Annotated in this window: 24 protein-coding genes and 1 pseudogene; 12 read left to right on the plus strand and 13 right to left on the minus strand. The window is 46.0% G+C overall.

The annotated features are described in order from the left end of the window. Positions 1 to 388 precede the first annotated feature (388 nt). The 5 genes from PJF56_RS03825 (at position 389) to PJF56_RS03845 (ending at position 3,772) form a co-directional block, all read left to right on the plus strand. Positions 389 to 646 (plus strand): hypothetical protein, encoded by a 258-nt coding sequence (locus tag PJF56_RS03825; RefSeq protein ID WP_283761321.1) that lies wholly within the window; start codon positions 389 to 391, stop codon positions 644 to 646. After that, positions 636 to 1,049, plus strand: coding sequence for a PIN domain-containing protein (locus PJF56_RS03830; RefSeq protein WP_283761322.1), 414 nt, complete (start codon positions 636 to 638; stop codon positions 1,047 to 1,049). The genes PJF56_RS03825 and PJF56_RS03830 overlap by 11 nt, the downstream gene beginning before the upstream one ends. A 639-nt stretch (positions 1,050 to 1,688) precedes the next feature. Beyond that, the gene (locus tag PJF56_RS03835) at positions 1,689 to 1,916 is read left to right on the plus strand and encodes a type II toxin-antitoxin system Phd/YefM family antitoxin (protein ID WP_283761323.1); all 228 of its coding nucleotides are present in this window, start codon (positions 1,689 to 1,691) and stop codon (positions 1,914 to 1,916) included. After that, positions 1,913 to 2,296: a type II toxin-antitoxin system VapC family toxin gene (locus PJF56_RS03840; protein WP_283761324.1), complete on the plus strand. Its 384-nt coding sequence runs from the start codon at positions 1,913 to 1,915 to the stop codon at positions 2,294 to 2,296. Before PJF56_RS03835 ends, PJF56_RS03840 begins: the two co-directional genes overlap by 4 nt. Positions 2,297 to 2,920: 624 nt before the next feature. After that, positions 2,921 to 3,772, plus strand: a complete 852-nt coding sequence (locus PJF56_RS03845) for a hypothetical protein (RefSeq protein WP_283761325.1) — start codon at positions 2,921 to 2,923, stop codon at positions 3,770 to 3,772. Between the two features lie 87 nt (positions 3,773 to 3,859). Here the strand turns inward: PJF56_RS03845 and PJF56_RS03850 are convergent, their stop codons facing one another. From PJF56_RS03850 to PJF56_RS03865, 4 genes are all read right to left on the minus strand, one after another. Then, complete coding sequence (locus PJF56_RS03850) at positions 3,860 to 5,095, minus strand: NAD(P)/FAD-dependent oxidoreductase (protein WP_283761326.1); 1,236 nt, start codon at positions 5,093 to 5,095, stop codon at positions 3,860 to 3,862. Between the two features lie 137 nt (positions 5,096 to 5,232). Then, positions 5,233 to 5,661: a hypothetical protein gene (locus PJF56_RS03855; RefSeq protein ID WP_283761327.1), complete on the minus strand. Its 429-nt coding sequence runs from the start codon at positions 5,659 to 5,661 to the stop codon at positions 5,233 to 5,235. Between the two features lie 22 nt (positions 5,662 to 5,683). Continuing rightward, positions 5,684 to 7,354, minus strand: coding sequence for a CTP synthase (gene pyrG, locus PJF56_RS03860; protein ID WP_283761328.1), 1,671 nt, complete (start codon positions 7,352 to 7,354; stop codon positions 5,684 to 5,686). 61 nt (positions 7,355 to 7,415) lie between these two features. After that, positions 7,416 to 8,213, minus strand: coding sequence for a Uma2 family endonuclease (locus PJF56_RS03865; RefSeq protein ID WP_283761344.1), 798 nt, complete (start codon positions 8,211 to 8,213; stop codon positions 7,416 to 7,418). Positions 8,214 to 8,385: 172 nt separating this feature from the next. Here PJF56_RS03865 and PJF56_RS03870 point away from each other — a divergent pair, with 172 nt between their 5' ends. Further along, complete coding sequence (locus tag PJF56_RS03870) at positions 8,386 to 9,195, plus strand: 2-keto-4-pentenoate hydratase (protein WP_283761329.1); 810 nt, start codon at positions 8,386 to 8,388, stop codon at positions 9,193 to 9,195. Positions 9,196 to 9,207: 12 nt separating this feature from the next. On the opposite strand, the gene PJF56_RS03875 is transcribed toward PJF56_RS03870, so the two are convergent. Further along, positions 9,208 to 9,591, minus strand: a complete 384-nt coding sequence (locus PJF56_RS03875) for a DUF423 domain-containing protein (protein WP_283761330.1) — start codon at positions 9,589 to 9,591, stop codon at positions 9,208 to 9,210. Between the two features lie 63 nt (positions 9,592 to 9,654). Between PJF56_RS03875 and PJF56_RS03880 the strand changes: the two genes are divergently transcribed. Then, positions 9,655 to 10,254 (plus strand): BglII/BstYI family type II restriction endonuclease, encoded by a 600-nt coding sequence (locus PJF56_RS03880; RefSeq protein WP_283761331.1) that lies wholly within the window; start codon positions 9,655 to 9,657, stop codon positions 10,252 to 10,254. Here the strand turns inward: PJF56_RS03880 and PJF56_RS03885 are convergent. Together PJF56_RS03885 and PJF56_RS22025 are read right to left on the minus strand one after the other, a co-directional pair. Continuing rightward, positions 10,251 to 11,129, minus strand: a complete 879-nt coding sequence (locus PJF56_RS03885; protein WP_283761332.1) for a DNA-methyltransferase — start codon at positions 11,127 to 11,129, stop codon at positions 10,251 to 10,253. The two genes, PJF56_RS03880 and PJF56_RS03885, sit on opposite strands and share 4 nt — an antisense overlap. Before the next feature lie 86 nt (positions 11,130 to 11,215). Continuing rightward, a pseudogene (locus PJF56_RS22025) lies at positions 11,216 to 11,287 on the minus strand (restriction endonuclease); the annotation flags it as partial. Between the two features lie 84 nt (positions 11,288 to 11,371). On the opposite strand from PJF56_RS22025, the gene PJF56_RS03890 reads away from it, so the two are divergent. Both PJF56_RS03890 and PJF56_RS03895 read left to right on the plus strand, forming a co-directional pair. Next, positions 11,372 to 12,898, plus strand: coding sequence for a phosphomannomutase/phosphoglucomutase (locus tag PJF56_RS03890; RefSeq protein WP_283761333.1), 1,527 nt, complete (start codon positions 11,372 to 11,374; stop codon positions 12,896 to 12,898). 132 nt (positions 12,899 to 13,030) lie between these two features. Further along, on the plus strand, positions 13,031 to 13,507 hold the full coding sequence (locus PJF56_RS03895; RefSeq protein ID WP_283761334.1) for a DUF29 domain-containing protein: 477 nt from the start codon (positions 13,031 to 13,033) through the stop codon (positions 13,505 to 13,507). Between the two features lie 10 nt (positions 13,508 to 13,517). Here the strand turns inward: PJF56_RS03895 and PJF56_RS03900 are convergent, their stop codons facing one another. From PJF56_RS03900 to PJF56_RS03920, 5 genes are read right to left on the minus strand one after another with little or no spacing between them, the layout of a single operon-like run. Beyond that, positions 13,518 to 14,093: a Uma2 family endonuclease gene (locus tag PJF56_RS03900; RefSeq protein ID WP_283761335.1), complete on the minus strand. Its 576-nt coding sequence runs from the start codon at positions 14,091 to 14,093 to the stop codon at positions 13,518 to 13,520. A gap of 30 nt (positions 14,094 to 14,123) precedes the next feature. Next, positions 14,124 to 14,699, minus strand: a complete 576-nt coding sequence (locus tag PJF56_RS03905) for a Uma2 family endonuclease (protein ID WP_283761336.1) — start codon at positions 14,697 to 14,699, stop codon at positions 14,124 to 14,126. Positions 14,700 to 14,701: 2 nt separating this feature from the next. Continuing rightward, positions 14,702 to 14,845: a hypothetical protein gene (locus PJF56_RS03910; RefSeq protein WP_283761337.1), complete on the minus strand. Its 144-nt coding sequence runs from the start codon at positions 14,843 to 14,845 to the stop codon at positions 14,702 to 14,704. Continuing rightward, positions 14,845 to 16,197 (minus strand): hypothetical protein, encoded by a 1,353-nt coding sequence (locus tag PJF56_RS03915; RefSeq protein WP_283761338.1) that lies wholly within the window; start codon positions 16,195 to 16,197, stop codon positions 14,845 to 14,847. The genes PJF56_RS03910 and PJF56_RS03915 overlap by 1 nt, the downstream gene beginning before the upstream one ends. Before the next feature lie 49 nt (positions 16,198 to 16,246). Next, positions 16,247 to 17,407, minus strand: coding sequence for a glycosyltransferase family 4 protein (locus tag PJF56_RS03920; RefSeq protein ID WP_283761339.1), 1,161 nt, complete (start codon positions 17,405 to 17,407; stop codon positions 16,247 to 16,249). Between the two features lie 168 nt (positions 17,408 to 17,575). Between PJF56_RS03920 and PJF56_RS03925 the strand changes: the two genes are divergently transcribed. Beyond that, positions 17,576 to 18,835 (plus strand): metallophosphoesterase family protein, encoded by a 1,260-nt coding sequence (locus PJF56_RS03925; RefSeq protein WP_283761340.1) that lies wholly within the window; start codon positions 17,576 to 17,578, stop codon positions 18,833 to 18,835. Between the two features lie 50 nt (positions 18,836 to 18,885). Here PJF56_RS03925 and PJF56_RS03930 read toward each other — a convergent pair whose 3' ends face one another. Beyond that, positions 18,886 to 20,844 (minus strand): ATP-binding protein, encoded by a 1,959-nt coding sequence (locus PJF56_RS03930; RefSeq protein ID WP_283761341.1) that lies wholly within the window; start codon positions 20,842 to 20,844, stop codon positions 18,886 to 18,888. A 139-nt stretch (positions 20,845 to 20,983) separates the two neighbouring features. Between PJF56_RS03930 and PJF56_RS03935 the strand changes: the two genes are divergently transcribed. After that, on the plus strand, positions 20,984 to 23,161 hold the full coding sequence (locus PJF56_RS03935) for a hypothetical protein (RefSeq protein WP_283761342.1): 2,178 nt from the start codon (positions 20,984 to 20,986) through the stop codon (positions 23,159 to 23,161). A gap of 129 nt (positions 23,162 to 23,290) precedes the next feature. Continuing rightward, positions 23,291 to 24,157 (plus strand): eCIS core domain-containing protein, encoded by an 867-nt coding sequence (locus PJF56_RS03940; RefSeq protein WP_283761343.1) that lies wholly within the window; start codon positions 23,291 to 23,293, stop codon positions 24,155 to 24,157. Positions 24,158 to 24,778 lie beyond the last annotated feature (621 nt).

Below are 24,778 nucleotides of genomic sequence, written 5' to 3' on the forward strand. Positions count from 1 at the left end.
GTAGGGTATCCGAGACCTAGGTAAAACCCGCCCCTACCGGGTTTTAGGGATGTTGTAGTAAGAGTGTAGGTTGGGTTGAGGAACGAAACCCAACACCCGTCTGACGAAAGTTGGGTTTCACTTCGTTCAACCCAACCTACAGTTTTAAGCTTGCCAAGCCACTACTGTTGTAAACCCGCCCAACCCTCGGTAGGTTTTGGGTGTTATGGGGGCGGGTTCTCACCATGGATGGTGGGGTATCCGAGACCTAGGTAAAACCCGCCCCTACCGGGTTTTGGGGATGTTGTAGGGGCGGGTTTTTTCAGCCCCTGAGAAATCCCACCCATAACTGTTGTAAACCCGCCCAACCCTCGGTAGATTTTGGGTGTTGTGGGGGCGGGTTCACACCATGGATGTTAAACTAAAATCAATCTCAGAAACCAAACAGACCATGTATAAAATCCTCAATGCCACCTATCAAAATGGAAACCTGATTTTAGAGAGAAAACTAGAATCAATCAGGGAAGGTCAAACCTTTAAAGTTGTTCTTCTAGAGACCGATGAACTCAACTTGAGAAAGCAACACTTTTTGCAATTAGTAGACAAACATTCTTTCCCCTTATCTCAAGACGCTCCCTTTAACCGAGAGCAGCTCCATGAGCGATAAAATCTTTTTAGACACCAATCTTTGGGTTTATCTCTATGCCAAAGAACCAGAAATCAAATATCTCAAAGTAAAGCAAGTTATTGAAGATAATTTTGAGTCTATCCTAGTCAGTACCCAAATCTTGGGAGAACTCTTTAACGTCTTGACCCGAAAAAAACTCGTACCAGATGATGAAGCCCAAGAAATTGTATTAGAGGTAGTCAGCAACTTCACCATTGCAGAAATAGATACTCTAAAAGTTCTTCAAGCATTGGATATTAAATCTAGATACCAATACTCCTATTGGGATAGCCTAATTATTGCAACAGCTTTAATTCTCGATTGTACGATCTTATATTCAGAAGACTTACACCACGATCAAATCATTGAACAGAAAATGAAAATCATCAATCCGTTTATGTAATTCGGGGTGATATCAAGCCTTCCCAAAGTTTTGGATGTTGTAGGGATGTTGTAGGGATGTTGTAGGGGCGGGTTTTTTCAGCCCCTGAGAAATCCCACCCATAACTGTTGTAAACCCGCCCAACCCTCGGTAGGTTTTGGGTGTTGTGGGGGCGGGTTCACACCATCGATGGTAGGGTATCCGAAACCTAGGTAAAACCCGCCCCTACCGGGTTTTAGGGATGTTGTAGGGGCGGGTTTTTTCAGCCCCTGAGAAATCCCACCCATAACTGTTGTAAACCCGCCCAACCCTCGGTAGGTTTTGGATGTTGTAGGGGCGGGTTCACACCATGGATGGTAGGGTATCCGAGACCTAGGTAAAACCCGCCCCTACGGGGTTTTAGGGATGTTGTAGGGGCGGGTTTTTTCAGCCCCTGAGAAATCCCACCCATAACTGTTGTAAACCCGCCCAACCCTCGGTAGATTTTGGATGTTGTGGGGGCGGGTTCACACCATCGATGGTAGGGTATCCGAAACCTAGGTAAAACCCGCCCCTACAGGGTTAATTGTTAATTGTTAATTGTTCACACCATTGAAGCTAGGAAAGAGTTATACTAGGCGCATAGTTCCCTAGCTTCATCGGTTCATTAACATAGAAGTGATGCAACACATTGATATTGTCGAGGCTCAAGCTCAAATGAGTCAGCTACTTGAGGTAGCATTGAATGGTGATGAAATCATTATCACCCGCGATCATCAACCTGTCCTCAAGTTAACTCCATTTTCCTCGAATAGGAAACCCCGCAAACGAGGCAGTGCTAAAGGACAAATTACCATAGCTCCAGATTTTGACCAACCCCTTGAAGAGTTCCAGGAGTATATGGAATGAAGTTCCTGTTAGATACTCATGTTTTTCTTTGGTTTATTAATGATAGTCCTAATCTGAAGCGTGATATTGCCGATCTCCTAGAATCTGATGTTGAACTCTGGTTGAGCATTGCCAGTCTCTGGGAAATTGCCATTAAAGTAAATTTAAATAAGTTAACCATACCCGACAATTTCAAGCGCTTTTTTCCCCAACAAATCACCCTCAACAACATAGAAATTTTACCCGTTACTTTTGAGCATCTAACCGTTGTGGCTAACTTACCCCAGCATCATCGCGATCCTTTCGATCGGTTACTCATTGCTCAGGCAATATCTGAACCAATCTGTCTGATCAGTGCAGATAGACAGTTTGATTCTTACCCGATTAATCGCAGATGGTGATATAGCGGGTAGAGTCGTAGTGGACTGTTTCATCTAATTTTTAGAAAACCGGTTTCTTCACCCCCCCAGCTCCTACCAACAATCCCCACTAGCATACCCTGCCCAATCAATTAAAAATTAAAAATTTTCATGTCGGCGACAGGGGCGGGTTCACACCATGGATGGTGGGGTATCCGAGACCTAGGTAAAACCCGCCCCTACGGGGTTTTGGGGATTAGGTTTTGGATGTTGTGGGGGCGGGTTCACACCATGGATGGTGGGGTATCCGAGACCTAGGTAAAACCCGCCCCTACCGGGTTTTGGGGATGTTGTAGGGGCGGGTTTTTTCAGCCCGTGAGAAATCCCACCCATAACTGTTGTAAACCCGCCCAACCCTCGGTAGATTTTGGGTGTTGTGGGGGCGGGTTCACACCATGGATGGTAGGGTATCCGAGACCTAGGTAAAACCCGCCCCTACGGGGTTTTAGATCGCCATAGAGACGGAAAAAACTCCCACAGAGCCTCAAACTCTGCTACCATTGACGCGAGCAGGAATGGCCAGGGAAAGATCCAACCTGAGCGGTCATTCATTGTCTGCCTCACCCCTCCTTGTCCAAGTTCAACCGGTTCAGGGTACTCAGCGCCATGGCACAACCTAATCCAGCAGAGATCACCGATGCTCTCAACAGTGTCTTACAACCCCAAGGGGTTACCGCTAAAGCACTGGTCAAAGAAGGCTGTTTACATATCCTCCTAGAAGGGGAAACCATACCCGAACAGGAAGACTATGTGGCGATCATTCACGATGAAATCCTCAATATGGGTATAGACTCCTTCCCTACCCTACAAATATACGGTCGCCAAATGGGAGCGAAAAAGCCAAGTTGGAGTGAAACGATTGATCTCCTGCACGGGAAAGACGACGAGGACGATTTACCCAACTTTGCCCTTGACGATCCTGATGATGATATGAACTCTTATAACGATAACGATCTCGATGGTGCGGAACCTTTAGATCCAGAGCCAGATGAATCGGCAGAGCCAAAAAAATCAGGGGCTAAAAAGTTCCTACCCTTATTAGCTATCCCCCTTATCGCCCTGATTGGTGGCGCAGTTTGGTGGTTTTTCCTCCGTCCGACTCCAGCCCCCATCACCCCCGCTACTGCCCCAGAAACAACCCCTGAGCAAACCGCCACGGAAACGCCACCGGAAACTACAGAACCGGAAGCCGTCCCTGAAAGTCCCGCATCTGTTGCTCCGGAATCTACCAACCCTTGGAGAGATGGCATTAACCTAGCCATGAGCGCGGCTGAACTCGCGCAAACCGCCAGCACCCGTACGGAGTGGGAAGAGGTGGCGAGTCAATGGGAGCAAGCGCGAGATCTGATGGCTCAAGTGCCAGAAGAGAGTGAAAACTATGCAGCAGCACAGGAGCGGGTGGTGACCTATGATGAGAATGCGAATTCAGCGATGATCTGGGCCGATCGCAGTAATTGAAGATAGAAAAATCTGCATGTAGGGGCGGGTTTCTGCATGTAGGGGCGGGTTTCAAACCCGCCCCTACAAATAAGAATTTGATATAACCTATTTTTTCAGGAGCGATCGCTCAAAATTCTTACCCTTAAGCATCCGATTCCAGTACAGAAACGGCAACCCATAGCGCTTCAGCAACCACATGCTATAGCGTTCCTCCATCGGATCGAGAGGAAACGTCGGACTCGGATTCTTATCATAATCAAACTCAGCAAAAATCACCTTGCCATACCCCGTCACCAACGGACAACAGGCATAACCATCATACTGACTATTCAACGATTTAGACTCCATCAGAGCCAACAAATTCTGCACCACCACTGGCGCTTCCGAGCGCACAGCAGCAGCCGTTTTCGACGTAGGCAAAGAAGACGCATCCCCCAAACCCAACACATTCGGATAGCGATTATGCTGGAGAGTAAACTTATCCACATCAATCCACCCTTTAGCCGCCCCTTCCGTACCCGCTAAAGGACTATTCTTAATAAAATCCGGAGCGCTCATCGGTGGACTCACATGGAGCAGCTCAAAAGGAATACTCACCGACTCCACCCCCTCATCTGTCGTCACCTCAAACACCGCCTCTTTGGGATTCGTTTTAACCGCTTTCAGATTATATTTCACCTTCATCTCAATCTCTTTGCGGTTCACAATTTCCATCAACGGTTTCGCATAGGCAGGAACCCCAAAAATCCCTCCTCCTGCCGTACAATACATAATCTTCGACTGATTGCGAACCCCATTTTTCCGGAACGTTTCATCCGCCAAATACATAATCTTCTGGGGCGCACCAGGGCACTTAATCGCCGTAGCAGGATAAGTAAAAATCGCCGTACCGCCCTTAAAATTGCGAATCATCTCCCAAGTTTTCGGCGCTTGCTCGAAAGCATAATTACTACAAACTCCATTCTTGCCTAAGGTTTCCGGCAATCCTTCCACCCAATCCCAATGGATTTGCAGTCCCGGACAAACCACCAAATAATCATAAGAAATCACCGCTCCATCCTGGGTAATCACTTGATTTTGATCCGGTTTAAAGTCCTGACAATAAGCTTTAATCCAAGTCGCCTTTTCCGGAATACAGTCTTTTTCCGGTTTCTCCGTATCTTCAGCAGCATAGGCTCCTCCACCCACTAACGTCCAAGCGGGCTGATAATAATGCTTATCTGACGGTTCAATAATCGCCACATCCAAACTAGAGTTGGCATTTAACAGTTGAGCCGCTACCGTAATTCCTGCGGAACCCCCGCCCACAATTACAATTTGATGATGGGTTAAATTTGCCATAATTTCTCGATCGATACAAAAGTGGTTTTTGGGATACCATAATAACGTAGTTTTCTTCGATTAAAATTTAAGAAAACATAAAGAAAGTCCTCGAATTTAACCCTAAGTATTTCTTCTATTACCCTTCTGCCTATCCATCATTCCTCATCCAACGAATAATGAGTTTGTTCTCGAATATACTCAATCACTTCATGATAAGCTTCCTCGTTAAGTTTCGGATGTAGAACAATTTCCGTCTGACTATTGGGCAACCAAAAAGTAAGTTTTTTATTCCCTGGATGATAGGCAAACAAACTGATTTGAAGCAGATTGATAAAATAATCATTCCGTTCATAGTGAAACTTCAGCCAATTCTTATCCTTACGACTCTCTAAACAGTGATGAATATACTTTTGCACTTTTGAATAACTTTCTGATTCTCTTTGGGGAGTCAGAACAATGGGCGTTTGACTCTCCGGTAACCAAAAGGAAATTTTACCATTCGTGGCACAGATAAACGTATCAATGCGGTCTAAATCGATCACATAAATCTGACGTTCAAATGGAATTTTAGCCCAGAATGCCACCGATTTACCTCCAGATCATAACTTATACTAAATTGGCTGGAAGTGGAGTTTCAAGCGTAGAATCTTGCTGTATTTCTGACGCTTCCAAAGCTTCTTCTGTATAGTTTTGGGCAGCTTGAATAAACCCTTGAAACAGGGGATGGGGATGGCTAGGGCGAGATTGAAATTCAGGATGAAATTGACAGGAAATAAAGAACGGATGTTGGGGATATTCGACGATTTCGACCAACCGTCCATCGGGAGAAGTGCCACTAATGACATACCCAGTTTCTAACAAAAGGTTGCGATAGGCATTATTAAATTCATAGCGATGTCGATGGCGTTCATAAATCACTTCTTCTTGATAGAGTTGGGCGGCTAGGGTATTGGGCAAAATTCGACAAGGATAGAGTCCTAAACGCATGGTTCCGCCTAAGTCTACGACATCTTCTTGTTCGGGCAATAAGTTAATGACGGGGTTGGGGGTTGTGGGTTCAAACTCAGCGCTATGGGCATGGGTTAATCCGGCTACATTTCGCGCCCATTCAATTACGGAACATTGCATTCCTAAACATAATCCGAGAAAGGGAATTTGATGGGAACGGGCATATTGAACGGCTTGAATTTTGCCGTCTACGCCACGAATGCCAAAGCCTCCAGGAACAATTAAGCCATGGATGCCTTGGAGATGTTTTTCGTATCCGTCTTGTTCTAAGTCTTCTGAGTTGACCCAGCGAATATTAACATGGGAGTTAATGGTAATGGCGGCGTGGCGTAGGGCTTCGATGACGGAAAGATAGGCATCGGTGAGCTGGATGTATTTGCCGACGATCGCCACGTCCAGGGAGCGATTAGAATTAGAGAGACACTCAACGAGGCTTTGCCATTTTTGGAGTTGGGGAGGACGCTGTTCTAAGCGCAGTAAGTCAATGACTTGGTTGGCTAACCCTTCTTCTTCCATTCTTAGGGGGACTTCGTAGATACTGCTGACATCTTGTGCAGGAATGACGCATTCGACGGGCACATCGCAGAATTCGGAGACTTTGGATTTTAGGGAGTCGGGTAGGGGGCGATCGCACCGACAGACTAAAATATCTGGTTGAATGCCAATCGAGCGCAATTCCTTCACGGAGTGCTGGGTGGGTTTGGTTTTCATTTCTCCGGCTGAAGGAATCCAGGGCACGAGGGTAACATGGATATAGATAACTTGATTGCGCCCCACATCTTTACGGAATTGGCGAATAGCTTCTAAGAAGGGTTGAGATTCAATATCACCGACAGTTCCGCCAATTTCGGTAATCAGCACATCGGGGGTAGAATTGCGGGCTACCCGATGAATGCGTTCTTTAATTTCATGGGTAATATGGGGAATGACTTGCACGGTTCCCCCTTGGTAGTCTCCCCGACGCTCTTTATTAATGACGGCTTGATAGATAGAGCCTTGGGTGACACTATTGAGACGAGACATGGAGGTGTCAGTAAAGCGCTCGTAGTGTCCTAAGTCTAGGTCAGTTTCGGCTCCATCTTCGGTGACGAAGACTTCCCCATGCTGAAAGGGACTCATCGTGCCGGGGTCTACGTTAATATAGGGGTCAAGTTTGAGAATGGAGACGGAATAATCCCGTGATTTAAGGAGTCGTCCTAAGCTGGCGGCGAGAATTCCTTTACCGATACTGGAAACTACACCCCCGGTGACAAATACGAACTTGGTCATTTCCCGAACTCTACCCTATTTCTTGCGCTTCCCATTTATTGTGCCATATCGCGATCGATCATTAGACTTCTTGCTCTGGAGGCTTAATTTCGTCTGGGTTGAGTCCTAGAGACTTGATATAGGCTGCAAGTTGCTCGGCTTTTTGTTCAGCGTCTTGAGCGCGTTGGCGCTGTTGCTCTAGCTCCTCGTCCCTCTCTTGGAGTTGCTCGCTGGGGGTGGGAATCCAGTTTCCTTGAGCATCATACCACCGGAGCCAGAGTCCGTCTCTGCGATCGTAGATGCCTTGCCACAAGCCTAAACCGAGGTTTAATTCATTAAACCAGATACGGCGATCGGGAAGTAGCTGTTCTTGGTAGCGTGCGCCTTGTAAGCGAAATGCCCGCAACCGGTTTTGATAGCGATCGTAAACGACATAATAGGGGATATGTAGAATTTGTTCGTAGACTTCCCATTTGGTGGGAGGTTTTCCGCTTTTGCGCTGGGTGAGTCCTAAGTCTTCTGTTTCGGTTCCCGGAGAGAGGAGTTCGACGACGAGGTAGGGAATGACTCCTTCTTGCCAGATGACGTAACTCCAGCGTAGCGTTTCTTGGTCGGTGGAGGGTGTATTATCAAGAACTAAAAACCAATCTGGACGTTTGTACCAGTTGGTATGGCGGGAGTCATAATATAAGTTTAGATCGGTGGCAGTGAAGCATCGATCGGGCCAGTATTCGGCGGGTTTACAAGTAAGGCTTAAGAGGGCGGGTTGAAGGTCATGGAATTCGTCAGGCAAACCGGGTTCCTCCGGGTCTTCACTCGGTAGATCGTACATGGTGGGTAAGGGTTTTTGCCAAGGGGCGGTGCGATCGCCGTAAACCATAATTGACACTTGTTGAAATCATCTTCATCATAGCGCTGGGTGCTAGGGAAGAGGGAATAGGCCTGTGCCAAAATGTGAGATAGTAAACCCATAATTAGGGCGTGGAGTCTAGACGATGATGGTGTGGAGATCGAGGAAATCGCTACTGATAGGCGCTTCTGGGGGCATAATCTTGACAGGAAGTGTGTGGGCTGAGGTGCGTTCGATGCCGAGTGTGGTAGAGCGTTTAGCGAGGGATTATCTTAATGGTACTCCGGTTTCGGCGATCGCCCCCAATTGGACTCTAGAACAAGCCGCCCAATTTCAGCAACAATTTGTACAAGCGCTCATTCCCGAACTTGGCCCCATTGTCGGCTATAAAGCTGCTTTAACGAGTCCCGTGGCTCAGGAGCGCTTTGGGGTTTCCCATCCCGTGCGGGGAACGTTATTACAACAAATGTTACTCTCGAATGGGGCAACGGTTCCCGTTAAGTTTGGCGCTCGTGGGGTATTTGAAGCAGATTTAATGGTGCGTGTGGCAGATGGGAAGATTAATCAAGCCAAGACTCACCGAGAAGTATTAGAGAGTTTAGATGCCGTGATTCCGTTTATTGAGCTGGCCGATTTGATGTACGATCCCACGGTAACCTTAAATGGCCCTGCCTTAGTTGCCATCAATGCCGGAGCGAGGTTAGGGGTGTTGGGGGAACCGGTGGCACTCGCAGCAACTCCCGCATGGGAAAAGCGCTTGGGGGAAATTGCGGTAGTAATGGAAGATGGTGCAGGAGAGAAGTTATCGGAAGGAAGCAGTAGCGCCTTATTAGGGCATCCCTTGCAAGCCGTATTATGGCTGAAAGAGGATTTGAATGCTGCTGGAATTCAGCTCAAGCCAGGAGATTTGTTATCGTTGGGAACGATTACTCCTTTAACTCCGGTAAAGGAGGCGATGATGATTCGAGCGCGATATGAGGGTTTGGGGGAAGTGTCGGTAATATTTGAGTAATGAATTTTGTGTTTAACCGGCTGTTTTCATCCACACCGAAACGGCTAAACAGCCCCAACCGATTAAAAAAGCGACACCGCCAAAGGGGGTAATAGCTCCGAGGATTTTGATTCCGGTGACGCTGAGGGCATATAAGCTACCGGAAAAGAGGAGGATTCCGGCGACAAATGCCCATCCTGTGGTTACCATCCAGGGATTTTGCGCCGGTAGGGAAGAGAGCCAGAGGGCAACGAGGATGATGGCGAGGGCGTGATACATTTGGTACTTGGTGGCGGTTTCAAAGATTTCCAGGGAGCGATCGCTCAGTTGTTCTTTGAGCGCATGGGAAGCAAAAGCACCCGCAGCAACGGCGATCGCCGCTAACAGCGATCCTAACGTCAGAAAAACTTGACTCATTCCTCCTCTCCTATCTCTCTTTTGCCTTAATTTTAGTAGTTATTATTATAACACAAAAACACCATGAAAATCATTAAAACTGAACAGCTACTCAGTTCTCCACATATTGAACAACAGTCTATCTATCAACAAAGCAAACAACAAGTTCAAGAAGCAATTCAACAAGTAGAATGGCCAGAAAATAGTGGTCAATTCACCATCTATCCTGAAAGTGGCAAAAAGCGAGGTCAAGGCAATGGAGTTAAACCCATTAAGTTGAAGTTTATTGAATACCTTAAAGCTCAGAATTGGCAGATTGAATACGAAATTAGCCCAGAACTCGGTAAAGTAGATGCCGTTTTCAATGAAGCCAGAAAGACCGTAGCTGTCGAATGGGAAACCGGCAATATTTCTTCAAGTCACCGATCGATCAATAAAATGGTCTTAGGGATTCAGAAGCAATATATTCTAGCTAGTTTTGTTATTGTTCCTTGTCGCAATTTAGCCCAATATTTAACTGATCGAATTGCCAACTTTGAAGAACTCGAACCCTATTTTGATTTTTGGCGTAACTGTGGAGCCTGTTATCAAGGCAATTTACTCATTTTTGGAGTTGAACACGATCAAACCAGCCACGAAGTCCCCAGAATACCAAAAGGAACCGATGGACGTGCTAAAGCTTAACTTTCTACATAATCAGTGTTTTTATGATAGCATAAACTATGGTCAGTCAACCTTTCAACAATCACATCACAGTTTTCAATTTCCATCCCTATCCAATTGCGTCCTGTCACTTCACAAACAGCATAGGTTGTACCACTGCCACCAAACGGATCGATAATGAGATTTCCCGGTAAGCTAGACATTTGTATCACTCGTTCTAACAGCTTAGTCGATAACTGATTAGTCTTCCTCTTCGGACTTTTAAACTTCCAATGACGTACTGGAGGAATATCATTCCAAACATCGGTTAAGTTTACTCCTAGAGGATTCATAAATTTACGATGTCCCCCATAATCTTTAATTTCCTTACCACAATGGCGGCATACTTCTATGGGAGTTCTGATTCTGCGAAATACATTAGGCTTACCTTTAGAGTAATATAGCAAACTATAATGACTCGGATATAATCGACCAGGAATCGGCATACTCGATTTAACATTTACAGAAATCCAATGGCGGAAATCCAGTCCATTTTGCATCAACTGATTGCCTAAAATAATATTCCACTTCGGCAAATTATACAGAAAAAAGCTTCCTCCTAGTTTAAGTATTCTACAACATTCTTTGATCCAGGAAAAGCACCAAGATAAATACTCATCATCAGATCTTAAATCATCAGATTTTTGACCGTAGTTTTTCCCTAAATTAAACGGAGGATCGGCAAAAATAACATCAGCCACTCGATCTTCAATATTTTCCAAAATTGTCAAGCAGTCTTGCTCAAACAAAACCCCTAGACTAGAGTGTAAACAGGGTTCCACTTTAAAATCAGGCTTAAAAAAGGCTTGATAGGCAAAACTTTGATTTTGATTCAAGTCTAGAGCAAGCTGTTTCATGATAACCAGGTGTAGCGTCTTAATCTTAGTTTAATTTATTTCATTTTTTTGTCAAGGTCAGATCGTTGAATGATATAAGATATGTCTATTTTCTGACGTGCAGATTGGAAAGGACAAGAGGATTGGGGTTGCCGATAGCTTGTAACTTTCATATCTACATTTCGGTAAATTATCTTAAGCTTAGGGGAAAAGGGAAAAACTTAAGGTAATGTAAAAATTAGCTTTACCTATGCTGACTGGCTATGACTAACGACATCAATTGGAAAAAACTGCAAAATGGCTCGGATATTCGGGGGGTGGCACTTCCTTCTGTCCCCGATGAACCGGTTAATTTAACGGCTCAAGTGTGCTGTAAAATTGGTCAAAGTTTTTGCACCTGGCTGAGTCAAACATTAGAAAAACCGATTACAGAATTAACTCTAGGATTGGGACGCGATAGCCGGATTTCCGGGCCGGAGCTGATAAGTGCGATGATGGAAGGCATTATCGCCCTTGGCGCTAAGGTGTATGATTTCGGACTTGCTTCGACTCCTGCCCTATTCATGAGTACGGTAACCCCTGGCTTTGAGTGCGATGGAGCAATAATGCTTACTGCCAGTCATCTGCCATCTAATCGTAATGGATGTAAATTTTTTACCGCGAAAGGGGGCTTGGAAAAACAAAATATCAGTGATATTCTCAGCATTGCCTCCGAAACCGACTTTACCCCCGCACCCACCCCCGGAACCATTACCCCCAAAGACTTTATGAGCGTCTACGCGGGACAACTGGTGCAAAAAATCCGCACAGGGGTGAACCATCCCACGGACTTTGAACAGCCCCTGAAAGGTCTAAAAATTGTTGTTGATGCGGGCAATGGGGCGGGGGGATTTTACGTGAGTCAAGTCCTAAAACCTTTGGGGGCAGACACCACGGGTAGTCAATTTCTTGATCCTGACGGTAACTTTCCTAACCATGTCCCCAACCCGGAAGATAGCAAAGCTATGGATTCTATCTGTCAAGCTGTAACGGAGAATCAAGCGGATTTTGGTGTTATTTTTGATACGGATGTCGATCGCGGCGGAGCCGTAGATGCAACGGGTAAAGAACTGAACCGCAACCGTCTCATTGCCCTGATTTCTGCCATTGTCCTGCGGGAACATCCCGGATCGACTGTAGTGACGGACTCCATTACCTCCGATGGTTTAGCACAGTTCATTACTGAAGACCTGAAAGGAGTCCATCATCGGTTTAAGCGTGGGTATAAAAATGTGATCAATGAAGCCCAACGGTTGAACGCCGAAGGTCAGGAGTCTTGGTTGGCCATTGAAACCTCCGGTCATGCGGCAATGAAAGAAAATTACTTTCTGGATGACGGAGCTTACTTAGTGAGTAAACTGGCGATCGAATTGGCGAAAGGGAAATTAGCGGGGCGATCGCTCACCGATTTAATCGCCAATCTTAAAGAACCCGTTGAAAGCCAAGAATTCCGCATTAAACTCGCCCTAGATGACTTTAAACCCTATGGAAATCAAGTCATTGAAGCCCTCTCTACCTTTGCCAACGCTCAACCGAACTGGAGCGTGGTTCCCAATAATTACGAAGGTGTGCGCGTTTCCTGTACTGCTCCAGAAGAAAATGGATGGTTTCTCTTGCGTTTATCCCTCCACGATCCCGTTATTCCCCTGAATATTGAATCGAATGTTAGCGGGGGTATCGCTAAAATTGCTCGTAAATTGCTCACCTTTTTGCAATCTTTTGACGCGCTCGATCTTTCAACGATGAAGTAAAGATAGCGCTAGGGTTGGCTTGTCTGGACATGCATCTGTAGGGGCGAAAAATTTTTCTCCCCTACAGGGTCTCTTTTCAATCATCCGCTAGACTAAATGTAAGCGGTTGAAGAAATTGAAGGGCTATGAGTGATGACTTTATCACCAGAAAAAGTAACGACACTTTACGAGATCGATTACCTGCTGTGGATTGAAACCACTTTACAACAGTTGCGCGATCGCGATTACAACCAGGTAGACTGGCAGAATTTGCTTGAAGCAATTGAGGATATGGGAAAAAGCGAACGCCATAGCATCAAGAGCAATCTGACTGTTGTCCTGATGCATCTTTTAAAGTGGGAGTTTCAGCCTCAATGTCGCACCGGTAGTTGGGCAGGAAGCATTACCCAGCATCGTACCCGTATTCTGTACGCTTTAGAAGATTCGCCGAGCTTGAACAATTATCTCCCAGAAGTGCTAGAAACGGCTTATTCACGGGCACGACAGGAAGCGAGTGATGAGACACAGTTGCCGTTGAGTATGTTTCCTCTAGATTGTCCCTATGCGATCGAGCAAGTGTTAGATGATGAGTTTTGGCCGGATCGATCGCCTTCAATCCCCAACCGTTGATTAAAGGACTTTACACTTTTAGCCAACCAAAAATATCGTTTACTGATAATGTCCATTCCTCTAAACCAGTCAGCATCGGTAAGGGTTCCGGATCGCCATTTGCCACTCGATAAATTTTGGGTAAGCCCGACTGAAAAACAGTAATCGATTGAGTTTGAGGGTCAATAATCCAACCCAATTCTGCACCATTTTGAAGACAAAATAGAATTTTTTCCATCACTAATGTCATCGGTTGATCCGGTGACAAAATTTCAATAATCCAATCGGGATGGCGATCGAAACGATTAGCGATTTCCCCCTCTTCATCTTTGGGCAAATTCTGCCAACGAATCACCGCAATATCTGGGACAATGGAGCGTCCCGCAAAGGTACAGCGTAATTCAGTTAAAGCATAGGCTAACTGATTAGATTTTGCCTGTTGATTAATGGCAGATGTAAGTTCAACTTGTAAAATACTATGTTTTCCTTGAGGCATAGGCTTTTGAGTTACTTCCCCATTGAAATATTCACTAGCCGGTTTGGTTTCTGGTGATGCCAAAAACTCTTCTAAGCTAATAGCTTGGCGTTTTTCTACTGCTGTAATCATCATCATACCTGCGAGATTGAGCTATTTATATCAAACTTTCAACCAACCGAAAATATCGTTTACAGATAACTGCCATGCCTCTAAACCCGGCAGCATCGGTAAGGATTCCGGATCGCCATTTGCCACTCGATAAATTTTGGGTAAGCCCGACTGAAAAACAGTAATCGATTGAGTCTTGGGGTCAATAATCCAACCCAATTCTGCACCATTTTGGAGACAAAACAGAATTTTTTCCATCACTAATGTCATTGATTGATCGGGTGACAAAATTTCAATAATCCAATCGGGATGACGCTCAAAACGATTAGCGATTTCCCCCTCTTCATCTTTGGGCAAATTCTGCCAGCGAATCACCGCAATATCTGGGACAATGGAGCGTCCCGCAAAGGTACAGCGTAATTCAGTGAGGGCTAAAGCAACTTTTTGATCTTCTGCGAATAAGTCAATTTCCCGTGCTAAACGACTTTGCAGGCGACTATGTTTTCCTTGAGGCATAGGCTTTTGAGTTACTTCCCCGTTGAAATATTCACTAGCCGGTTTGGTTTCTGGTGATGCCAAAAACTCTTTTAAGCTAATAGCTTGGCGTTTTTCTACTGTGGTAACCATTGTTAATTATTAATTATTAATTGTTCATACCATTCTACTGCATCCTTAATTTCACTTTTAGGTAAGCCCAATTCCCGGACAGCTTTAAGCGATCGCACCAAATTCGCCCCGATAAAACCCGTTCTCCCCGTCACAAATGCTTTCATCAAAAATCCACCAAATTCTCCTCAACTCCCTGTTCTTCAAGCCAGGCTAACGCCCCCTCCGGGCCATCCTGGGCCCGTCGCAGCAATGCTCCCCAAGTCAGAACCGCCTTCTGATTCGGTTCAACGGCGATCGCCCCCTTAATCCGACTCCATAACACCCCCGTATCCGTCGCCAACAAGCGATCGATTTCCTCACGGTTCTCCCCCGTCTTATAAATCTGCAACGCCTCATCCCAGCGCCCATCAATCATCCGAGTGAGTACCTGCTGACTCGGAGAAGCCCAAGATTGCTTCCCATTATGGGCACTTAAATGGGCATGACGGTTAATCAACTCCCATTGCCCTTGAATATCCACCGACCATCCCGGTTTATTCCATAAACCATGCAACCGTTGCTTTGCCGGAGTCCATAACCCACTTTTCGCCAACTGCATCGCCTCCGCATACTCAGAACCTTTCAACAGCATCCGATCCAGAGAAACCGGTTGCAACTCCACCGGAGCCGGTAAAAACGTCCTCGGTTGCAGTTGGTACATCTGAAACCGTGGCTCCAAACCCACCGTTTGATTCACCGTCAAAAACGGCTGTTGCGGCCACTTTGGATGCTTCGACCACACTGGCAACTCATTCGCCGGACTCGTCCAACTGGCAAACGACCCAACATAAGTGGTCTTGGGATTGTAATAAATCGTCTGACCATAGAGAACCTCTTTACCCTCCCTAGTCACCGTCCCCGTCAGATTCACCCACTGGCCCGACTCACTATTAACCAAAGCGCCATTACTCCACTTTAACCCCGTCAACGGTAGGGGTTCATTAGACATTTCCGTTTTTAAGTCCAACGGTTTGAGAACAAAACCCTCTGTGGGCGACTCAATCTCCAGTTGATTAATAAACTGATACATCGGTTTCGCCCGTTCAAACGGTTCTGGATCGCTAATGCGGCGATAAATTCTTAACTGATCGATAGATTGACAGGGCGGAGATCCTGGCGCATCCGGTTGACACCCTTGGCGATGGGCAAAAATCGGCAGCATCATATCCTCATAGGGCCCCACCTTCATCTGCAAGGGATAGCCGGGAGTGTAACCCGATTGAATCAGCTTTTCCTCAATTTCATCTAAGGTTTGCAGAGACCGGCGATTGGTTTCCCCTAGCTGGGTGGTTTTTGGTAAATATTGATTCACCCAAATCATCGCATCTGGATTGACCATCAATTGTAGAGCCACCCAAACCCCAGCACCCACACTAGCGAGTCCCAAGGTCAACACGATCAGGCCAAAAATCGCCTGTAGGGAAGACGGCCGCTGAGGGTCGCTTTCAGAAAATACGCTTCCTGTATCCTCATTCATAGATTTTCAATTCCCAGAGCTGCGGACAGCCATTCACAACCGGTAAAAATCAACCTTGGGTGGCAGCGATTAACGCTTTCTCATAGCGCATACCTGCCCGTTCCCAAGTGTACTCTTGTTCTATCAAATCTCGGCCATTACGGGAGAGTTTTTTTCTTAAAGGCGGATTTTCAAACAAACGACTAATGTTAACCACATAATCTTCGATGGTATTGGCTCGCAGGGCCCGTTGGGGCATTTCCGGCCCATCAACGGCCAAACCTTCCAAAGCGCGATCGCTCGCTACCACCGGAATACCCGTTGCCATCGCTTCGAGAGTCCTATTCTTCATCCCCAAACCAATGCGGATGGGAATGACACAAACCGTCGAGCTATGCAAATACTCCACCAGAGAAGGGACTTCTCCCGTAACCGTGATTCCCGGCTGCTCTCCAAGGGCGCTCACTTCGGGTACGGGTCTTGCTCCAACCAGCTTCAGGGAAGCCTCTGGATAGCGATTTTGGAGCTGGGGAAACACCTCTAAACTCAAAAATCGGGCCGCATCAATATTGACTCGATTATCCATGGCTGCCATAAACAGTAATTGATGACCTCCGGGATCTTCGGTACGCTTAGGAAACAAGGGGAGATCCACACCATTGCCAATCACGCTAATGCGACTTTCTGGATTCATCTCCAGCAGGGTTCGTTTATCTTCAGTGGTCATCACCACTAGATGGCGAAACTTATTTGTATAGCGTTTTTCGTACTGTCGCAGCAACGGCAAACTTATTTGATCTCGTACTTGATTGTCGGACGTTTTGGTTTGTAACTGATTTTTATGAGTGCGATACACGGAGTTATGGATATTTGCCACGGTTCCATAATGGTTGCGCCACTCTGGACGCACATAAATTTCATTGACCCGATGTTCGCAGGCGATCGCATCAAAGCCTTGGGTAGCCACGGCTCGATCGACCCACTGCTGCATGGGTTCTGAAAAGATGGACTTTACAGCGCTAGGCGTTCCTTGTTGAAAGAAGTCTTGAACCCGTTTGAGTTTCGAGAACTTTCCGGGAGCAGGTTCTGGGGGACAGGGAAAGATGACTAACTCATGGACATGCTGGCGCAAGGCTTCAATGTTTGCATCGCTGACTTCATGGGTCTGTTGGGTAACCAGGGTGATAGAATGATCTCGACTTAAATATTTGAGTAAATGAAAAGTTCTCATCTGTGTTCTCCCTTCTGTGGGAGGATAAGGAAAGGTGACAGAGAGCATTAAAATTTTCATTGTTTTTTTAATAGAGAGATTCAATGCTCTCTATTATTCACGATCTCTGATGAAGCATCAATGCTCAAACCCTCCTTAAAAGGCTAATGTGAATTGCTATCCTTGAGTATGGCTCGTTTTTTGCACCTGTCGGATGTTCATTTAGGATTCGATCGCTACGAGAATGCGGAGCGGACGAAGGATTTCTTTTTTGCGTTTCAGGATGCTCTGCAAAAATACGCGATCGCCGAATCGGTGGATTTTGTCCTCATCGCGGGAGACTTATTCGAGCATCGCCAGATTTTACCGGCGACTCTGAACCAGGCCCAGATTGGTTTAGAATTGCTGCAACGGGCGAATATTCCGGTGTTGGCGATCGAAGGGAATCATGATAATCTTCCCTATGGGACTAAAACCAGTTGGTTGCGCTATCTTGCTGAGAATGAGTTGCTGATTTTGCTTGAACCCAATGGGGAACAAGCCTACGATCGGTGGACTCCAGAAACACGCTGCGGAGGTTATATCGATCTGCCTTGTGATGTGAGGGTGATTGGCTCTCGCTGGTATGGTGCATCTGCTCCGAAAGCGATCGCTCAGTTGGCAGAGTCGATTCAACAGTTGCCTACTCCCCCCACCTATCAGATCATGTTATTCCACCATGGTTTGGAGGGGCAAATTGCTCGCTATTCGGGAGCGCTCAAATATGAGGATTTACAACCGCTCAAGGATGTGGGAGTGGATTATTTAGCGTTGGGCCATATCCATAAACAGTATACGGCCGAAGGATGGATTTTTAATCCTGGCTCTACGGAAGCTAATAGTATTGCCGAGGGACAGGATCAAAATCCGAGAGGAGTGTATTTAGTGACTTTAGAAGATGGGGAAATTAACGCTGAGTTAAAGCGAGACTATTATCAACGGCCGATTGTGCGACTTAAGCTAAAGGTGAATAAGCAACAAACGCAAGAAAAAGTTGAAGAAGCGGCTGTGGAAAAGGTGAGTAAAGAAATAGACAAGACGAGGGGGGCGATCGTAGAATTGCGAATTGAGGGACAATTAGGATTTAATCGCTTAGATATCAATGTGCGTCAATTACGACAAAAATTACATCAAAAAAGTCAAGCGCTGATTTTCTTGCTCAAATATGACGTAACCGGAACTGAATATGAAAGTCCTTTTCCCAAAGGTGGAGAACCCCCGAAACGGGAGGAAATTGAACAGCAAGTTTTTGAGGATTTACTCAGCGCAAATACCAATTATCAGCATCAAGCTGAACCCTTGGCGAAAGGCTTAAGAGTGCTGAAACAACAGGTTTTAGATAGCGAACATCCCTCTGTTCTCTATCGGTTTGTAGCAGAATTATTAACAGAACAAGACTCCAAGAATTAAAGTATTATCCTATTTTATTAGCCTAACCCAGAAACCTAGTTTTTCCTACCTTAATTGTTCCACCCCTTAGTCTCTTTTTCTGTCAACAAGCGCTCTAATTTAATATACTCACTTTTCGTCGCCTCATAGAGATGTTTCATCCTCACCGGTTCCCCTGCATCGGCGGCTAAAAATGCGGCGTTTAGGGCGATATTGCGGATGTTTCCTCCCGCCACATTGAGGTTAGAGAGTTTGCGGGAATCTAAGCCTTCTGTAGGGGTTTTGGTGGGGAAAATGCGCTTCCAAATGGCTTCGCGACTGTCGCGATCGGGGAAAGGAAATTGGACAATAAAGCGGATACGGCGCAGAAAGGCTTGATCGATCGCCCCTTTCAGGTTCGTCGTCAGTACGCATAATCCCTGATAGGCTTCGATGCTTTGCAGTAAATAACTCACTTCCATATTGGCGTAGCGATCGCGACTATCCTGTACTTCGGAGCGCTTACCAAACAAGGCATCGGCTTCATCAAACAACAGGATCGCGCCCCCGGTTTCGGCGGCTTGAAACACCTGTTTTAAGTTTTTCTCGGTTTCCCCAATATATTTACTGACTACTGAACTGAGATCGATGCGATATAAATCCAACTTTAATTCACGGGCGATAATCCCCGCCGCCAAGGTTTTCCCCGTACCACTTTGCCCGGAGAATAGGGCGCTAATGCCCAGCCCGCGACGCTCATTGCCCGCAAAGCCCCAATCTTCATAGACGCGCACCCTCTGCCGTAAATGGGTTACTATTTGATACAGGGTGTGTTTATGGTGCTGGGGTAATATCAAATCTTCCCAGGTTGCCTTAGTTTCAATCCGCACTGCCAGATCCTCTAACCGGGGGCGAGCTTGTAGGCGGCAAAACTGCCAGAGGCGATCGCCCACCGAATCCCCTTCTTTAGGTTCGAGTTCTAACGTCGAACACGCCGCTTTAATCGTCGTCGAGGGTAAATTAAACTGAGACGTAATCACCTCTAAATGGCCGTTTAATTCCTCCGTTGCCTCTCCTAAATGGGTTTGCCATAGATGCAACTGTTCATAATAAGAAAGCTTAGGCACATCAAACGTCAGCAGGGGAAGATTAGGAGAAGAAAACCGGATCGAAGTCGAAATAATCACCGGCGTTTTCAAGTCCCGGATAAAATCTGTTAAAATTGCCTGTTGACTCACTTCTGAACCCTCGATCGGATCGTATTCCAATAACAGTAAGGTTGGAGCCAAGAGCATCACCCGTCGCCAGCGAAACACCAGATGTTTTAATTCTTTAGAATCCCTGGGTAAATGGCGACTAGAGAGCAGTTGTACCGGCAGTTGAAAATACTCGCCAATATTTTGGGCGATCGCCCGTTTATCCTCAACATTCCATCCGCACAGTTGCACCGGATGAGACGTTAATAAACCGGAAATTCCTAACTCCACAATCTCTTGATGGGATACCGATAAAGAAGAAGCCGGGGGTGCAAGGGGTTCGAGCAGTAGGGCTAAATCTCGATCTTGATAAACATGACCCAATATATAATGTAAAATACTCTCATCCACCTCAAGTTTAGTATGGGTAAGATCTTCATTTTCAGCTAAATTGAGCAAGTTCCATAATCGTAGTGGTCTTTGGGGATGAAGGGCATCCCAATGGAGATCGGGAAAAAGGGCGATCGCCAACTGAAACGTAGGATAGGTTAAATTCGGATCTCCCTGAGCATGGGCACAAAGCGCCGGAACCTGCGGATGCAACGTCCGCGCTACACAGAGCAACAACACCTTACGCTCAAAGGCTGAAAGTTCAAACACCTTGCATAACTTTTCTAAAGCGGGAAGCGGTTCCCCCGTATCGGAGGGAGAAGTATCAAGATTAATCAGGGGAGTATCTGGAAACTCTAGATCTGGATTTTGCCGTTGACTAATGTGGCGATCGAGACGACGATGGATCTCACCAATACAAAGACTCAAATACTCCATAGGCTCTCGATACTCACCTCTAACCATCAAAATTTAAAACTTATCTCTCCACTTCAACCCATCATATTCTTAAGTTGGATGCAATTGGGGCGGCAAGCAACCCTTACCCTTGAATTGAGCTGATATAATAGCAGCAAGCTTGTTTCTATGGGTTTGGCCATTCATTATGCGCTCCTCCATCCGTCGCCCAAAAAATGCTCGGCACAATTATGCGACTCAGAACTTCTCTAGTCAGTTTGCGCCTAAAATTCTTCCTACCCTACAGCGCAAGGAGAGCCAAGAACAATCCCTAGCTCAGTTTAAACCCGCATCAGACTACAACTATACTAGCCTGCACGAGATGTATGGCTATCCAGCACCGGTGCAAACCCAGCTTACCATTGGTAAACCTGGGGATGCCCACGAACAGCAAGCAGATGCAGTTGCCCATCAAGTCGTCACCAATCTTAATCGATCTGAACCCCAACCGAGTCAAGAGATACAGAAAAAAGAAAACGCTAACCGAGATCTGCAACAACAGGAACAATCAGCCTCTGAACGTGAAAGCGAGCCATCTACCTCCACTCCATTATCTGTCATTCAGGATTTAAAACCTGTGAATTCTAGCTCTGAGCAGATCCAAAGGGCGATCGGATTAGAAATTGAAGTTGCCGTGCCGGTGGATAAAATGAGTACAACGGACATGGAAAAACTTCGGAATTGGACGGCAGCAGAGTTTGGAGATACCGAAGCTGACGATCCCAGGGCCGAATTTAGGGGTGTGGGTGATACCTATACCTTAGAAGATCTCCAAGAGGATTATCCAAAAGAAGTTGCCTATTTTTTGACCCTATCAGAACCTAAACAGCAAGAATACCTGGAGCAGAAAAAACACAATAAAAAGCTCAAAAATAGTTTAAAATGGGTTGGCATGATGCCCGCAGAGCATAAAAAGACATTTTTAGAGTTAGGCAGTGAAGAAGTAACTGATTCCAAAGGAATCGAAAGGAAAGGGGCAGTTTACGAGCGAGTGGATTATACCAGAGGTAATTATTCGAGTAGCATACACTCCTCAGAAGAATTTGGGAAAACTCATTCAGCGATCGCGGCTGGCTCGAAATTTGTAGCTCAAGTCGATCACGATCCCAGAGTCAATTCGGGTAAAAAACCCCCCAATCACCCCTGGAGAGATAGCGATAACTCCGCATTAATCGAAATTGTCATGCAACCTCCAGCCAATAATAAAGACGAATTCGATCAATCCATGGCTCAAATTACCCGGTTTGTCAGTACGGTGAATCAAAAAACCAATAATTTAACTACCCATGCCCAGAATCCATTTGGTACTAATTTTAATTTAGGGCCTTTTGACTATCCTGATATTTCTCAATTTGCCAGTCTGCCTAAAGAACCCACCCATAACTGGAAAGGAAGCGTGCAAGTTAATGTCGGAATTGACTTACGCGAGTATAGCGATATGGCCAGTTGGTATGCAGAATCTAAATATTCCTCCACTGATGTCACGGAAAATCCAGAAGCGGCTGGTTTAAGCGACGAAGAAAAAGAAGCCTATGATGCTTCTCGGCACAATATTACGCGATCGGTGGAAATTGCAGAAGAAATTATACCAGAACTCAAAAAAGCTTTGCCTAAAAGAACTAGAGAGGCTAAATTCACCGAAATGGGGAATATGCGTGGATTGAAAGGTTGGATTACCCATTTAGCCTTGCATCTGTTAGGGGGGATGACCTTCTCAGGGGGAAGTAGCGTGAAAAATATCACTCCAATTTTGATGAAAACTCCCAATACAATTACCCTAAAATATGGATTTACGGAAGCTGAGAAAAAATATTATGATGTCGTTGCCAATAAGAAGAAAATTCTCAAGCTTTTAATCCAAAAAACAGGAAGAGAAAAGACATTAACGATGAAAGGATGGAAAGGCGACTTAAAAACAGGAAGCGGGAGTATTTTATCGGATGATAACGAGTTGATGCCAGGAGGCAAGCTTTCCATTGGTAAATTTGCCTCTCAAGATTTAACAGGCACACTGACGGGCAGTACAATACGATCTGAAGAACACCTGGGAGTTGGGCCAGTTCGTCGCGGTGATGAATCGGTCAGCGAAATGGAATCAACTGGCCCCGATGGAGACCAAAGAGGCGGAGCAGTGATTGAATTTCGCCAACTGCCAGGTTTATATGATGGCCCCGATGCCTGGACGCAAATTGGTTATGATTTCTTGAAAGAAGCGGAAGCGAGAAATCGACGAGGAGGGGTGAGTGATGATTCTCTAGACGATTTGGTTGGCCCAGAATGGAGAGAAGATGAGGTCAGTACCAGCCGTCGCCGGGCTATTGTATAGGGATGGGAGAATTCCAAGTTCTGCATTGATGAAGAGAAAACTCAACGGGTATAATGGTAAAGCTATTGTGCTGGCGATCGCCATACCCGTATCGCGATTTCTCCACTGTTGAATTTGGGTTTCCCCATTATGCGCTCCTACATCCGTCGCAAAAAAACCGCCCAACAGAGTTCTGCTCCTCAGAAGTCCTCTACTCGGTTTGCGCCCAAAGTTCTGCCCTCCGTACAGCGCAAGCAGAGCCAAGAAAAAACCCTACCGCCCTTTAAACCCGCATCGAACTATAACTATACCAGCCTCCATGAAATGTATGGCCATCCCGCTCCCGTACAAGCCAAACTCACCATTGGCGAACCGGGAGATGTTCACGAACAACAAGCGGATGCAGTAGCAAGTCAAGTGGTTCAAGAGATTAATCAACCTGAATCCGTATCGAGTGAAGGGGTACAGACAAAAGAAGACGATGGGAGCATGGGAATACCCGAACAACTGGGTATTCAGCGCACAGAGGATGAGGGGGACGAAGTAGAGATGAAACCCCTTGACTCTGCGGTGCAGCGAGAAGGAGATGACGAAGATGTGGAGATGAAACCCCTTGATTCTGCGGTGCAGCGAGAAGGAGATGACGAAGATGTGGAGATGAAACCGCAAGTTGGACTGCAACGGGATGGGTTAGGAGGAGGAAGTGCTACCCCAGCGTTTGAAGGAGAACTCAAACAAGCCAAAGGAGGGGGAAAACCCTTAGATCCAACCCTGCAAACGAAAATGGGAGAAGCGATGGGGGCTGATTTTAGTGGGGTAAAGGTGCATACCGATCCCAAATCCCATGATTTGAGTCAATCGATACAAGCGAAAGCCTTTACCACCGGGCAAGATGTGTTTTTTAATGAAGGACAATATAAGCCATCAAGTCCCCAAGGTCAGGAGTTAATTGCCCATGAGTTAACCCATGTGGTGCAGCAAAAGGGCAAAAGTGTACAGCGTAAAAAAAAACGTTAAAGGACTCCGCGAACGCTGAGAATACATCCATGATACAGCGCGTGTATCATGACGCAGATCTGAATAAACATTGAAGCTTCAGCCAGGACGGTGATTAAAAAGCCGGTGACTTTGGCTTCTGGAAGGGATGTAGGCTATACACATTGATGATGGTTTAGCAGTAATTGAGCGACAAAGCCCTAGAGGAACGGTTTACGTTAGTTTAGATACTTTATTTAATTTAGATACTCAGCAGGTGATTACCGATTAGTGGAGTCTAGTAGCGGGTAGGGTGGGCAGGAGAATAAGGGGTAGACATGATATCATATCAAGTCCGCTTGAATACCATAATTAAAAATGTAGGGAGCAAGATGCTCCCACTCCAGTAATATCAATCGATTGAGGGAGTAAACACTATAGAGCGCAGCGCTATAAAAATGTAGGGAGCAAGATGCTCCCACTCCAGTAATATCAATCGATTGAGGGAGTAAACACTATAGAGCGCAGCGCTATAAAAATGTAGGGAGCAAGATGCTCCCACTCCAGTAATATCAATCGATTAAGGGAGTAAACACTATAGAGCGCAGCGCTATAAAAATGTAGGGAGCAAGATGCTCCCACTCCAGTAATATCAATCGATTG

Source organism: Roseofilum halophilum BLCC-M91 (assembly GCF_030068445.1).
GTDB classification, from domain to species: Bacteria; Cyanobacteriota; Cyanobacteriia; order Cyanobacteriales; family Desertifilaceae; genus Roseofilum; species Roseofilum halophilum.